Below are 13,208 nucleotides of genomic sequence, written 5' to 3' on the forward strand. Positions count from 1 at the left end.
CTACCTCTTTTGCGTTAGTGCAAACAAAGGCTTACGCAATTTTCAGCTTTGCACCTCGACTGACGCGTTTCAGCTCTTAAATTCACATCAACCCTCAGGGGCGGGTGCAACAAATTATTTCCATGTTGTTAAGTGGGTGTTATTTTCCGCGCAAGCAATGAACAGGCTGGATTTTTAGACTGCTGCCTGGTGCGTGTCTTCCCCCCATAGGATGTTCATATGAAAACAACGATCTTTAAGAGCCTCTATTTTCAGGTACTGACGGCGATCACGCTGGGTATCCTGCTTGGCCATTTCTACCCTGACCTCGGCGCCGAGATGAAACCTCTGGGCGATGGCTTCGTCAAACTGATCAAGATGATCATCGCACCGGTGATCTTCTGCACCGTGGTGACCGGCATCGCCGGCATGGAAAGCATGAAGGCGGTGGGGCGCACCGGCGCCATCGCGCTGCTGTATTTTGAAATCGTCAGCACCATCGCGCTTATTATCGGTCTGGTGATCGTCAACCTGGTGCAACCGGGCGCCGGCATGAACGTCGATCCCGGCACGCTGGACGCCAAGGCGGTGGCGGTCTACGCCGAGCAGGCACAGCAGCAGGGCATCATTCCGTTCCTGCTGGACATCATCCCCGGCAGCGTGATCGGCGCGTTCGCCAGCGGCAACATTCTTCAGGTGCTGCTGTTCGCGGTACTGTTCGGCTTCGCCCTGCATCGTCTGGGCGACAAAGGGCAGCTGATCTACAACGTGATCGACAGCTTCTCGCGGGTGATTTTCGGCATCATCAACATGATCATGCGCCTCGCGCCGCTGGGGGCCTTCGGCGCTATGGCGTTTACCATCGGTAAATACGGTGTCGGCACCCTGGTGCAACTCGGCCAACTGATCGTGTGCTTCTATATCACCTGTATCCTGTTCGTGGTGGTGGTGTTGGGCAGCATCGCCCGCGCCAACGGCTTCAGCATCTTCAAATTCGTCAACTACATCAAAGAAGAGCTGCTGATCGTGCTGGGGACCTCGTCGTCCGAATCCGCGCTGCCGCGCATGCTGGATAAAATGGAGAAGCTGGGCTGCAAGAAATCAGTGGTGGGTCTGGTTATTCCGACCGGGTACTCCTTCAACCTGGACGGCACCTCTATCTACCTGACCATGGCCGCGGTGTTTATCGCGCAGGCGACCAATACCCACATGGACATCATGCATCAGATTACCCTGCTGGTGGTGCTGCTGCTTTCCTCCAAAGGGGCGGCGGGTGTCACCGGCAGCGGCTTTATCGTGTTGGCCGCCACCATCTCCGCCGTCGGCCACCTGCCGCTGGCCGGCCTGGCGCTGATCCTCGGCATCGACCGCTTCATGTCGGAAGCCCGTGCGTTGACCAACTTGGTGGGCAACGGGGTGGCGACCGTGGTGGTGGCAAAATGGTGTAACCAGCTGGATGAAAAACAGCTGAAAGACACGCTGAACAACAAAAACACCGGCGCGGACAAAACGCTGCCTTCCGCCTGATATCGGCGGTAAATCACCGGCCGCATCCGCGGCCGGTGAGGTTCTTCCCCTGCCTCGTAACGATTTTTTGCATTAAAAACCCCGCAATCCATTATTTTTCACTCTAATGAGTGACATCCGCAAAGGCGCGCGGTCTAACACGGTGGTACACTTTCTGCTTTCCGCCCCACCGTGAAACTCAGGGCGTATTTTTATGATTCCATTGAATGGAATACACGCATTTGCATAAGAAATTGGATAGTCATTAAGTAGGGGTTCACATGCAGGGCACCAGAATTCATCTTATAGTTGGTGGGTTGCTATTGGCTGCAGCCAGTAGCAGCGTGCAGGCTGAAGCACTACAACCCGACCCTGCCTGGCAGCAGGGGGCGTTGGCCAACGGGTTTTCATGGCAGATTCTCGATACGCCGCAGCGGCCGAGTGACCGCGTTGAACTGCGGTTGATCGTCAATACCGGCTCTTTGGTGGAGTCTTCGCAGCAGACCGGCTTTGCTCATCTGCTGCCGCGGCTGGCGTTGGCGCGTAGCGAAAGCTTCACGGCCCCGCAGCTGCGCGCCCTGTGGCAGCAGAGCGTGGACAACGAGCGGCCGCTGCCGCCGGCTATCATCTCGTATGATTTCACCATGTATAACCTCAGCCTGCCGAACAACCGGCCCGACCTGCTGAAAGAAGCGCTGGCCTGGCTGGCGGATACCACCGGCAAATTGGCGATCGACGAGCATACGGTGCATGCGGTGATGAATTCCAGCATCAATCCGGTCGGCACTTTCCCGCCTAATACCCAAGACGTCTGGTGGCGTTACCGCCTGAAAGGCTCGACGCTGCTGGCGCACGATCCGGCGCAGCCGGCAAAACGGCCGGTCAACCTCGAGCAGCTGAAGAAATTCTACCAACAGTGGTATACCCCGGATGCCATGACGCTGTTCGTGGTCGGCAAGGTTGACAGCCGCAGCCTGGGCGAGCAGATCAACAAGGCGTTCTCGCCGCTGCAAGGCAAACGTGAAACCCCGGCCCCGATGCCGACGCTGACACCGCTGCCGCAGCAGCCGGTGAGCCTGATCAGCGAGCAGGTGAAACAGGATACGCTGTCGATCATGTGGGATTCGCCGTGGCACCCGATTCGCGATTCGCAGAGCCTGCTTCGTTACTGGCGTGGCGATCTCGCCCGCGAGGCGCTGTTCTGGCATCTCCAGCAGACGCTGGAAAAAAGCGAACAGAAGAGCCTGCATCTGGGCTTTGACTGCCGCGTGCAGTATCAACGAGGGCAGTGCGCCATTCATCTGGATACGCCGAACAACAATCTGAACGGCAGCCTGGGCTTTATTGCCCGCGAGCTGGCCAACGTGCGTGACAACGGCCTGTCGAAAGAAGAATTCGATGCGTTGCTGGCGCAGAAAAACGATCAGCTGAGCAAGCTGTTCGCGACCTACGCCCGTACCGACACCGATGTGCTGATGAGCCAGCGTCTGCGCTCGCAACAGAGCGGGGTGGTGGATATCGCGCCGGAGCTGTATCAGAAGCTGCGCCAGGAGTTCCTGTCCAGCCTGACGCTGGAGACGCTGAATCAGGCGCTGAAGCTGCAGCTTTCTCAGGAGGCGACGCTAGTGCTGATGCAGCCGAAGGGCGAGCCGGAAATGAGCATGAAGCAGCTGCAGGAAACCTATGACGGCATCATGATGCCGGCGCCGGCGGTGGTGACGGAAGAAGCCAAGCCGGCCGACGCCGCGGTGGCAGCGCCGGCGACGGACGCCAGCGCGCAGTAATTCGCCGCAGGGGGGCTCAGGCCCCCTCAGTTGCGGTACAGCACCTTGATGATGTGGTAACCGAACTGGGTTTTGACCGGGCCGTAAGGTTTGAGCAGCGGGATGCTGAACACCGCTTTATCGAACGCCGGCACCATCGCGCCTTTGTTGAACTCGCCCAGCGAGCCGCCGTTGCGTTTTGACGGGCAGCTCGAGTATTTGCGCGCCAGCGTGTCGAAGCTGACGCCGCGCTTCAGCTTGGCCAGCAGCTCGTTGGCCAGCTTTTCATTGTCTACCAGAATGTGCAGGGCGCACGCCGTTTTTGCCATGGTATTGCCTTTGTCGATGCGAAAATTGCGCTGATTATACCCGCTAAATCTCGTCGGCGCTTTCTGCTACAATTCCCTTCCACGTTTTACAGCCGAGCAAGCCAGCACCATGCGATTAAACCCCAGCCAACAACAAGCCGTCGAATTCGTTACCGGGCCCTGCCTGGTGTTGGCCGGTGCCGGTTCCGGCAAGACGCGCGTTATCACCAACAAGATAGCCCACCTGATCCACCACTGCGGCTACCAGGCGCGGCACATCGCCGCCGTGACCTTTACCAACAAGGCCGCGCGCGAGATGAAAGAGCGCGTGTCGCAAACCCTGGGGCGCAAAGAGGCGCGCGGGCTGATGATTTCCACCTTCCATACCCTGGGGCTGGAGATCATCAAGCGGGAATACGTGGCGTTGGGGATGAAATCCAACTTCTCGCTGTTCGACGACCAGGATCAGCTGGCGCTGTTGAAAGAGCTGACCGAAAAGTGGCTGGAAAGCGATAAAACGCTGGTGGCGCAGCTGATTTCGACCATCTCCAACTGGAAAAACGACCTGATCGATCCCCAGCGGGCGGCGGAGCTGGCGCGCTCGGAGCGCGACAAGCTGTTCGCCCACTGCTACGGCCTGTACCACGCCCATATGCGGGCGTGCAACGTGCTGGACTTCGACGACCTGATCCTGTTGCCAACGCTGCTGTTGCAACGCAACGAAGAGGTGCGCGAACGCTGGCAGCAGCGCATCCGCTACCTGCTGGTGGATGAATACCAGGATACCAACACCAGCCAGTACGAGCTGGTGAAGCTGTTAGTGGGCAACCGCGCGCGCTTTACCGTGGTGGGTGACGATGACCAGTCGATCTACTCCTGGCGCGGCGCGCGGCCGCAGAACCTGGTGCTGCTGAAGGAGGATTTCCCGGCGCTGCAGGTGATCAAACTGGAGCAAAACTACCGTTCCAGCGAGCGCATTCTGAAGGCGGCCAATATCCTGATCGCCAATAACCCGCACGTGTTTGAAAAACGGCTGTTTTCCGAGCTGGGGTATGGCGAAGAGCTGAAAGTGGTGACCGCCAACAACGAGGAGCACGAAGCCGAGCGGGTGGTGGGGGAGCTGATCGCCCACCACTTCGTGAAAAAGACCAACTACGGCGACTATGCGATCCTGTACCGCGGCAACCACCAGTCGCGGGTGTTTGAAAAGATGCTGATGCAGAACCGCATTCCGTACAAGATTTCCGGCGGCACCTCGTTCTTCTCGCGCCCCGAGATCAAGGATCTGCTGGCCTACCTGCGCGTGCTGACCAACCCGGAGGACGACAGCGCCTTCCTGCGCATCGTCAATACCCCCAAGCGCGAGATCGGCCCGGCGACGCTGCAGAAGCTCGGCGAATGGGCCAACCAGCGCAACAAGAGTTTATTCCACGCCAGTTTCGATCTGGGGCTGAGCCAGCACTTGACCGGGCGCGGGCTGGAATCGTTGCAGCGCTTCACCCATTGGCTGGGCGGCATCGCTCAACAGGCGGAGCGTGAGCCGGTGGCGGCGGTGCGCGATCTGATCCGCGGCGTGGATTATGAAAGCTGGCTGTTTGAAACCTCGACCAGCCCGAAGGCCGCCGAAATGCGGATGAAGAACGTCAACACGCTGTTCGGTTGGATGACGGAGATGCTGGAAGGCAACGATTTGGACGAGCCGATGACGCTGACCCAGGTGGTGACGCGCTTCACCCTGCGCGACATGATGGAGCGCGGCGAAAGCGAAGAAGAACTGGATCAGGTACAGCTGATGACGCTGCACGCCTCCAAGGGGCTGGAGTTCCCTTACGTGTTCCTGGTGGGCATGGAAGAGGGCCTGCTGCCGCACCAGAGCAGCATTGACGAAGACAATGTCGACGAAGAGCGGCGTCTGGCCTATGTGGGGATCACCCGCGCGCAAAAAGAGCTGATCTTCACCCTGTGCCGCGAGCGCCGTCAGTACGGTGAGCTGGTGCGGCCGGAGCCGAGCCGCTTCCTGCTGGAGTTGCCGCAGGACGATTTGGCGTGGGAAACCGAGCGCAAAGTGGTGAGCCCGCAGGAGCGGATGCAGAAAGGGCAGAGCCATCTGGCCAATATCCGCGCCCAGCTGGCCAAGGCCAAAGGCGGGAATTAAAAAGACAGGGCGCTCATCGCGCCCTGGTCATTTCAACGTTGTTCTTCCAACCGCAGCGTCCAGTGGACGTAGCTCTGCCAGTGGCTTTCCTGCTCCAGCGCCTCGGCGCGCAGCGGATGCTGTTCCAGCCACCCCGGCGGCAAAATCACCGTCAGTTCATCGTCCTGATTGGCGCGTAAACGCACCGCCGGCAGCGTGTCGTCGCGGCGGCGGCTGGCGAAGATGATCGCCAGGCGCAAAATGCGGCACAGACGCTGCGCGGTGCGCGGCGGCAGGGCGTTTTGCTGGTTCAACAGCGACAGGTCGAGAGGGTTGCTCTGGTTTTGCAGCAGGGTGGCCAGCAGTTTTTTCTGCGCCGGGGTAAAGCCGGGTAAGTCCAGGTGGCGGATCAGGTAGGCGGCGTGTTGCGGCGCCTGCTTGAAATCGACGCTGAGGCCGAGTTCGTGGATCAGGCTGGCGCTGTGCAATAGCTCGCGACATCGGGTGTCCAGCTGCCACTCGTTGGCGACCTGCTGCGAGAAATTGGCGGCGAGCTGGCTCACGCGTTCGGCCTGCTCGGTATCGATCAGGTAACGGCGCTGCAGGTTGCGGATGGTGCGGATGCGAATATCCTGCTCCACCGGCAGATGCAGCATGCCGTAAACCAGGCCTTCACGCAGCGCTCCGCCGGCCAGCATCATGCTCTCGATGCCGAGCTCCTGGAAAATGGCCAGCAGAATGGACAAGCCGCTCGGGAAGACCAGCGCGCGCTCCAGCGTCAACCCTTCGATCTCCAACTCTTCCAGCTTGCCGCACTGAATGGCACGCTGTTTCAACTGGCGCAGCTTGGGCAGGGTGATGCGTTCATCCATGCCTTGCGCCACCATGATCTCCTGCAGCGCTTGCACGGTGCCGGAAGCGCCGACGCAGATCTGCCAACCTTGCTGGCGCAGCTGCGGTGCGATCGGCCGCACCATTTCGCGCGCGGCCTGTTCGGCGCGCTCGAAGTTTTCTTGCCCGAGGTTGCGGTCGCTGAAGTAGCGCTCCAGCCAGGTAACGCAGCCCATCGACAGGCTATACAGCTGCGATGCCTGTGCGCCGGTGCCGGTGACCAGTTCGGTGCTGCCGCCGCCGATGTCGACGACCAGCCGCTGATCCGGCCCGCCGGTGGTGTGCGCGACGCCGTGATAAATCAGCCGTGCCTCTTCTTCGCCGCTGATCACCTGCACCGGGCAGCCGAGGATTTGCTCGGCGACCTGCAGGAACTCATCGGCGTTGGACGCCAGGCGCAGCGTGGCGGTGGCGACGACGCGGATCTGCTCGCGCGGAATGTCCTGCAGGCGTTCAGAGAACAGCCGCAGACACTGCCAGCCGCGCTGCATGGCCTCATGCGACAGGTGATTGTGCTGATCCAGCCCGGCCGCCAGGCGCACCTTGCGCTTGATCCGCGCCAGAGTCTGAATGCTGCCGGCTACCTCGCGCACCACCAACATGTGGAAGCTGTTGGAGCCGAGATCGATGGCAGCATAAAGCGTGCTGGAGCTGAGCATGGCGATCAGCTCGGGCGTTTACGGTTGCTGCGCGGCGCGCCGCCGCGACGAGGCGCGGAGTTGCGACGTGGGCCGTTGCCGCCGCGCGGACGCGACAGGCGCTTCGGCGCCGGCAGATCGGTCAGCAGCGCATCGCTGTTGTACTTGCTCACCGGAATGCTGTGGTCGATATAGGTCTCGATCGCCGGCAGGTTGAGCGCGTACTCTTCACACGCCAGGCTGATGGAGTGGCCGCTGGCGCCTGCTCGGCCGGTACGGCCGATGCGGTGCACGTAGTCTTCGCAGTCGTCAGGCAGATCGTAGTTGAAGACGTGCGTGACGGCGGGAATGTGCAGACCGCGCGCGGCGACGTCGGTGGCGACCAGGATATCCAGGTTGCCCTTGGTGAAATCGTCGAGGATGCGCAGGCGTTTTTTCTGCGCCACGTCACCGGTCAGCAGGCCGACGCGGTGACCGTCGGCGGCCAGATGGCCCCAGATGTCTTCGCAGCGGTGCTTGGTGTTGGCGAAGATGATGGCGCGATCCGGCCACTCTTCTTCGATCAGCGTCTGCAGCAGACGCATTTTTTCTTCGTTGGACGGGTAGAACAGCTCTTCTTTAATGCGGTGGCCGGTTTTCTGTTCCGGTTCCACTTCAACATATTCGGCGTTGTTCATCTGCTCAAAGGCCAATTCGCGTACGCGATAGGACAGGGTAGCGGAAAACAGCATGTTCAGGCGTTGATCGGCCGTAGGCATACGGCGGAACAGCCAACGGATGTCTTTGATAAAGCCAAGATCGTACATGCGATCGGCTTCATCCAGCACGACAACCTGCATCGCGCCGAGATCGACATAGTTCTGCTTGGTGTAATCGATTAAACGGCCGGTGGTGCCAATCAGAATGTCCACGCCGCTTTCCAGCACTTTCAGCTGTTTGTCGTAGCCGTCGCCGCCGTAGGCCAGGCCCAGTTTGAGGCCGGTGCTCTGGGAGAGCGCTTCAGCATCGGAGTGGATTTGCACCGCCAGTTCACGCGTAGGCGCCATGATCAAGGCGCGCGGCTGATTGGTCTGGCGATCCTGTTTCGCCGGGTGAGTCAGCAAATAGTGAAAAGTAGACGCCAAAAACGCCAGCGTCTTTCCGGTACCGGTTTGCGCCTGACCTGCAACGTCACGCCCGGAGAGCGTGAGCGGCAATGCTAACGCCTGGATAGGCGTGCAATTGTGAAACCCTTTTTTCTCAAGGGCTTCAAGGACTAACGGGTGCAGGGCGAAGTCGGAAAACTTCTGTTCGGTCAAGTGTGTTTTGCTCATAGTGTGGTAGAATATCAGCTAACTATTGCTTTACGAAAGCACATCCGTTGAAATAAACGCGGTGCAATAAAATCACCTTGAGTTGGTTAATGCTACACCAACAAGGTAGACATAATCCTGTGGAGTAGAACATGAGCGATAAAATTATTCACCTGACTGACAGCAGCTTCGAAGCCGATGTGCTGAATGCGGAAGGGCCGATCCTGGTCGATTTCTGGGCTGAATGGTGTGGGCCGTGCAAGATGATTGCTCCGATTCTGGATGAGATTGCCGAAGAGTTCGAAGGCAAACTGACCATCACCAAGCTGAATATCGATCAGAACCCGGCTACCGCGCCTAAGTACGGTATCCGTGGCATCCCTACGCTGTTGCTGTTCAAGAACGGTGAAGTGGCCGCGACCAAGGTTGGCGCGTTGTCTAAAGGTCAGCTCAAAGATTTCCTGAACGCGAATCTGTAATCGGGCGGGAAGCCCAGTATCAGGTGCCTGGCGGTGATGTTCAATTCACCGCTAGACGCCTGCCAAGAAGCGTGTTAAGTTTAACCACACTGCATATAGAACTTGCCCGAAGTTTTAAATCTAAAGAGTTTGAATCTAAAGCTATACTCTGTGTCGAACCACTGGCGTTGAAAGTAAACTGAACTCAGCCCGTGTTTTGGCAATCAAACGGTTTTGCAAAAATCATTTTTAAGGTACCTTCGATCTTCAACCGTCAATGCGTGCGCCCGATGTAAGCCATTTCTTACCGCGACGGCTCTGCGCCCGGTGATCGAACGTCCAGTAAACAGGCACGCATCTCGCTGCCATACCATTCACGATACAAGTTCGAGACATACCCCGAGTTTAAGAACCCACCACTATGAATCTTACCGAATTAAAGAATACGCCGGTTTCTGAGCTGATTACTCTCGGCGAAAATATGGGGCTGGAAAACCTTGCCCGCATGCGCAAGCAGGACATTATCTTCTCCATTCTGAAGCAACATGCGAAAAGCGGAGAAGATATCTTCGGCGACGGCGTGCTCGAGATATTGCAGGATGGATTCGGTTTCCTCCGCTCTGGAGACAGTTCCTACCTCGCCGGTCCCGACGACATCTATGTATCCCCTAGCCAAATCCGCCGCTTCAACCTCCGCACAGGTGACACCATTTCCGGTAAGATTCGTCCGCCAAAAGAAGGCGAGCGCTATTTTGCCCTGTTGAAAGTCAACGAAGTCAACTACGACAAGCCGGAAAACGCCCGCAGCAAGATCCTGTTCGAGAACTTGACGCCGCTGCACGCCAATTCCCGTCTGCGGATGGAGCGCGGCAACGGCTCGACCGAAGACCTGACGGCGCGCGTACTGGACCTGGCGGCACCGATTGGCCGCGGCCAGCGTGGCCTGATCGTGGCACCGCCGAAAGCCGGTAAAACCATGCTGCTGCAGAACATTGCGCAGAGTATCGCTTACAACCACCCAGACTGCGTGCTGATGGTGCTGCTGATCGACGAACGTCCGGAAGAAGTGACCGAGATGCAGCGCCTGGTGAAAGGTGAAGTGATCGCATCGACCTTCGACGAACCGGCTTCGCGCCACGTGCAAGTGGCCGAAATGGTAATCGAGAAGGCCAAACGCCTGGTTGAGCACAAGAAAGACGTGATCATTCTGCTTGACTCTATCACCCGTCTGGCGCGTGCCTACAACACCGTGGTACCGGCTTCCGGTAAGGTGCTGACCGGTGGTGTGGACGCCAACGCCCTGCATCGTCCGAAGCGTTTCTTCGGTGCGGCACGTAACGTGGAAGAGGGCGGCAGCCTGACCATCATCGCGACCGCGCTGGTTGATACCGGTTCGAAGATGGACGAAGTGATCTACGAAGAATTTAAAGGTACCGGCAACATGGAATTGCACTTGGCGCGTAAAATCGCCGAGAAACGCGTATTCCCGGCGATCGATTACAACCGCTCCGGTACCCGTAAAGAAGAGCTGCTCACCACCTCCGAAGAGCTGCAAAAAATGTGGATCCTGCGCAAAATCATTCACCCGATGGGTGAGATTGACGCGATGGAGTTCCTCATTAATAAGTTGGCGATGACTAAAACCAACGATGAATTCTTCGATATGATGAAACGCTCATAATTCGTTAAAAAATTCGCTGAACGCCACGCCTAGTCGTGGCGTTTTTCGCTTTTGGCGGATACGATAAGTAGCAGTAATGGAAAAGTAAGTTGTTTCCTCGACTTATTGAGAATTCATCTTGTTTGTCGGTCGGCGTTGCGTCGGTCGGCTTTGCTGCTGTCGTTTTGTCAGCCGATGCGAAGAAAATAGGCATGAATCACCGTTGTCATAGGAAATGACCGAAAGGTGGCGGGGGCCGATGGCACAAGCTATTGCCCGTGGTAAGCTGCCTTATCTTCTACAGAGATCTGTTAACTGTGAACTTACTCACTATGAGTACTGAAATTCTATTTGTTTTCCTGTTTTCTTTGGCTTTTCTCTTTGTTGCCCGCAAGGCGGCAAAACGTATTGGTCTGGTAGATAAACCCAATTATCGCAAACGCCATCAGGGGCTGATTCCTCTGGTCGGCGGTATTTCCGTTTATGCCGGATTGTGCTTCGCATTTTGGATCTCCGAACAGCCTATCGCGCACGCCAAGCTTTACCTCACCTGCGCCGGCATTCTGGTGTTTGTGGGCGCGCTCGACGATCGTTTTGACATCAGCGTTAAGATCCGCGCCCTGGTGCAGGCGTTGGTCGGCATCGCCATGATGGTGTTCGCCGGTCTGTATCTGCGCAGCTTCGGCCATGTGCTGGGCGACTGGGAGATGTTGCTGGGGCCGTTCGGCTATTTGGTGACGCTGTTCGCGGTATGGGCGGCGATCAACGCCTTCAACATGGTCGATGGCATTGATGGCCTGCTGGGTGGGCTGTCATGCGTTTCCTTCGGCGCGCTGGGTCTGTTGCTGTACCTGAGCGGTCACCATGAGATGGCGTTCTGGTGCTTTGCGATGATCGCCACCATCGTTCCCTATATTTTGCTCAACCTCGGCATCCTCGGCCGCCGTTATAAGGTGTTCATGGGGGATGCCGGCAGTACCCTGATCGGCTTTACCGCCATTTGGCTGCTGTTGCAAAGCTCGCAGGGCAAGGCACACTCGATTAACCCGGTGACTGCGCTGTGGATCATCGCTATTCCGCTGATGGACATGATAGCAATCATGTATCGTCGTTTACGCAAGGGGATGAGCCCCTTCTCTCCCGATCGTCAACATATTCACCACCTGATCATGCGCGCCGGCTTTACGCCACGGCAGGCTTTCGTATTGATCACCCTGGCGGCCGCATTGCTGGCGGCGGTGGGCGTGATCGGCGAACGCCTGACTTTTATCCCTGAGTGGGTTATGTTGGCATTATTCTTGCTTGCATTCTTCCTGTACGGTTACTGCATCAAGCGCGCCTGGCGGGTTGCGCGGTACATTAAGCGTATCAAGCGCCGGCTGCGGCGTTCGGGCGATAACAAGCAAGTACCTTAACCAGAGACCAGAGGCTTTTTGGCTGTGATGAATCCAGAAACAACGTCTGACAAGCATACCCCGGCGGTGGATAACGAACTCGATATCCGCGGCCTGTGCTGCACCCTGTGGCGCGGCAAACCGTGGATAATCGGCATTGCGGTGCTGTTCGCGGCGGTCGCGCTGATCGTCTCTTATCTGGTTAAGCAAGAATGGAGCGCGACCGCAATCACCGACAAACCCACAGTGAATGCGCTGGGCGGTTACTACTCCCAGCAACAGTTCCTGCGCAATCTGGATGTGCGCACGTTGCCGGCGGCGGCGGGCGATCAGCCGAGCATCGCGGATGAAGCGTACAATGAGTTCATCATGCAACTGGCGGCTTACGATACGCGTCGCGATTTCTGGCTGCAGAGTGATTATTACAAGCAACGTCAGGAAGGGGATGCCCGCGCCGATGCGGCGCTGCTCGACGAGCTGATCAACAACATCCTGTTCACGCCGCGTGACGACAAAAAAGTCCCGAACGACGGCGTGAAGCTGACGGCGGAAACCGCCGCGGACGCCAACCGCCTGCTGCGTCAATACGTGGCTTTCGCCAGCCACCGTGCTGCTCTGCACCTGAACGAAGAGATCCAAGGGGCATGGGCCGCTCGCACCACCTCGATGAAGGCGCAGGTCAAGCGTCAGGAAGCGGTGGCAGAGTCGGTTTACAAGCGCGAGCTGAATACCACGCAGCAGGCGCTGAAAATCGCTGAAAGCCAGGGGATTAGCCGCACGCAAACCGACACTCCGGCCGAGCAACTGCCGGATTCTGATCTGTTCCTGCTGGGCCGGCCAATGCTGCAGGCACGTCTGGAAGGCCTGCAGGCCTCCGGCCCGACCTACGATCTGGATTACGATCAGAACCGCGCGATGCTGGCGACGCTGAACGTTGGCCCGACGTTGGATGAGAAGTTCCAGACCTATCGTTATTTGCGCACGCCGGAAGAGCCGGTAAAACGTGACAGCCCACGCCGGGTATTCTGGCTGATTCTGTGGGGCGCGATGGGCGCTTTGGTTGGCGCGGGTGTTGCCTTGGCGCGTCGGCCGCGTAGTTAAAAAATAATATAATAATCTGATGCAGGGCGCGTGAGCTCCCCATTCGCAGGCGGTGCCTGCGATTAACCGACCAAAAGAGATTCG

10 protein-coding genes are annotated in these 13,208 nt (G+C 58.1%); 7 read left to right on the forward strand and 3 right to left on the reverse strand.

Annotated elements, in window-relative coordinates; genetic code table 11:
- Nucleotides 1–219: 219 nt before the first annotated feature.
- Nucleotides 220–1,506 carry a dicarboxylate/amino acid:cation symporter gene (locus WA302_RS22470; RefSeq protein WP_016929514.1) on the forward strand — a complete coding sequence of 429 codons (1,287 nt, stop codon included), beginning with the start codon at nucleotides 220–222 and terminating at the stop codon, nucleotides 1,504–1,506.
- A gap of 260 nt (nucleotides 1,507–1,766) precedes the next feature.
- Nucleotides 1,767–3,269, forward strand: coding sequence for a M16 family metallopeptidase (locus WA302_RS22475; RefSeq protein ID WP_025304850.1), 1,503 nt, complete (start codon nucleotides 1,767–1,769; stop codon nucleotides 3,267–3,269).
- 26 nt (nucleotides 3,270–3,295) lie between these two features.
- Here the strand turns inward: WA302_RS22475 and ppiC are convergent, their stop codons facing one another.
- Nucleotides 3,296–3,577: a peptidylprolyl isomerase PpiC gene (gene ppiC, locus WA302_RS22480; RefSeq protein WP_004934175.1), complete on the reverse strand. Its 282-nt coding sequence runs from the start codon at nucleotides 3,575–3,577 to the stop codon at nucleotides 3,296–3,298.
- 109 nt (nucleotides 3,578–3,686) lie between these two features.
- Here ppiC and rep point away from each other — a divergent pair, with 109 nt between their 5' ends.
- The gene (rep, locus tag WA302_RS22485) at nucleotides 3,687–5,711 is read left to right on the forward strand and encodes a DNA helicase Rep (protein WP_043142264.1); all 2,025 of its coding nucleotides are present in this window, start codon (nucleotides 3,687–3,689) and stop codon (nucleotides 5,709–5,711) included.
- Nucleotides 5,712–5,743: 32 nt separating this feature from the next.
- Here rep and ppx read toward each other — a convergent pair whose 3' ends face one another.
- Together ppx and rhlB are read right to left on the reverse strand one after the other, a co-directional pair.
- Entirely contained in the window at nucleotides 5,744–7,240 is a 1,497-nt protein-coding gene (ppx, locus tag WA302_RS22490; RefSeq protein ID WP_025304852.1) for an exopolyphosphatase, read from the reverse strand.
- A 5-nt stretch (nucleotides 7,241–7,245) separates the two neighbouring features.
- The gene (gene rhlB / locus WA302_RS22495) at nucleotides 7,246–8,532 is read right to left on the reverse strand and encodes an ATP-dependent RNA helicase RhlB (RefSeq protein ID WP_025304853.1); all 1,287 of its coding nucleotides are present in this window, start codon (nucleotides 8,530–8,532) and stop codon (nucleotides 7,246–7,248) included.
- A gap of 131 nt (nucleotides 8,533–8,663) precedes the next feature.
- Between rhlB and trxA the strand changes: the two genes are divergently transcribed.
- From trxA to wzzE, 4 genes are all read left to right on the forward strand, one after another.
- A complete protein-coding gene (gene trxA, locus WA302_RS22500; RefSeq protein ID WP_025304854.1) occupies nucleotides 8,664–8,990 on the forward strand; it encodes a thioredoxin TrxA in 327 nt (108 codons plus the stop codon).
- 400 nt (nucleotides 8,991–9,390) lie between these two features.
- On the forward strand, nucleotides 9,391–10,650 hold the full coding sequence (gene rho, locus WA302_RS22505; protein ID WP_004934188.1) for a transcription termination factor Rho: 1,260 nt from the start codon (nucleotides 9,391–9,393) through the stop codon (nucleotides 10,648–10,650).
- Nucleotides 10,651–10,946: 296 nt separating this feature from the next.
- Nucleotides 10,947–12,044, forward strand: coding sequence for a UDP-N-acetylglucosamine--undecaprenyl-phosphate N-acetylglucosaminephosphotransferase (gene wecA / locus WA302_RS22510; RefSeq protein WP_025304855.1), 1,098 nt, complete (start codon nucleotides 10,947–10,949; stop codon nucleotides 12,042–12,044).
- 27 nt (nucleotides 12,045–12,071) lie between these two features.
- Nucleotides 12,072–13,124: an ECA polysaccharide chain length modulation protein gene (gene wzzE / locus WA302_RS22515; RefSeq protein WP_043142257.1), complete on the forward strand. Its 1,053-nt coding sequence runs from the start codon at nucleotides 12,072–12,074 to the stop codon at nucleotides 13,122–13,124.
- Nucleotides 13,125–13,208: the final 84 nt, after the last annotated feature.

Origin of the sequence: Serratia sp. 201 (genome assembly GCF_037027545.1) — a bacterium.
Classification (GTDB): Bacteria; Pseudomonadota; Gammaproteobacteria; order Enterobacterales; family Enterobacteriaceae; genus Serratia; species Serratia bockelmannii.

Bases quoted from the DNA above. Each gene is read 5' to 3' on its own strand.
- WA302_RS22470 (WP_016929514.1), top strand. From the start codon at position 220: ATGAAAACAACGATCTTTAAGAGCCTCTATTTTCAGGTACTGACGGCG.
- WA302_RS22475 (WP_025304850.1), top strand. From the start codon at position 1,767: ATGCAGGGCACCAGAATTCATCTTATAGTTGGTGGGTTGCTATTGGCT.
- ppiC (WP_004934175.1), bottom strand. From the start codon at position 3,577: ATGGCAAAAACGGCGTGCGCCCTGCACATTCTGGTAGACAATGAAAAG.
- rep (WP_043142264.1), top strand. From the start codon at position 3,687: ATGCGATTAAACCCCAGCCAACAACAAGCCGTCGAATTCGTTACCGGG.
- ppx (WP_025304852.1), bottom strand. From the start codon at position 7,240: ATGCTCAGCTCCAGCACGCTTTATGCTGCCATCGATCTCGGCTCCAAC.
- rhlB (WP_025304853.1), bottom strand. From the start codon at position 8,532: ATGAGCAAAACACACTTGACCGAACAGAAGTTTTCCGACTTCGCCCTG.
- trxA (WP_025304854.1), top strand. From the start codon at position 8,664: ATGAGCGATAAAATTATTCACCTGACTGACAGCAGCTTCGAAGCCGAT.
- rho (WP_004934188.1), top strand. From the start codon at position 9,391: ATGAATCTTACCGAATTAAAGAATACGCCGGTTTCTGAGCTGATTACT.
- wzzE (WP_043142257.1), top strand. From the start codon at position 12,072: ATGAATCCAGAAACAACGTCTGACAAGCATACCCCGGCGGTGGATAAC.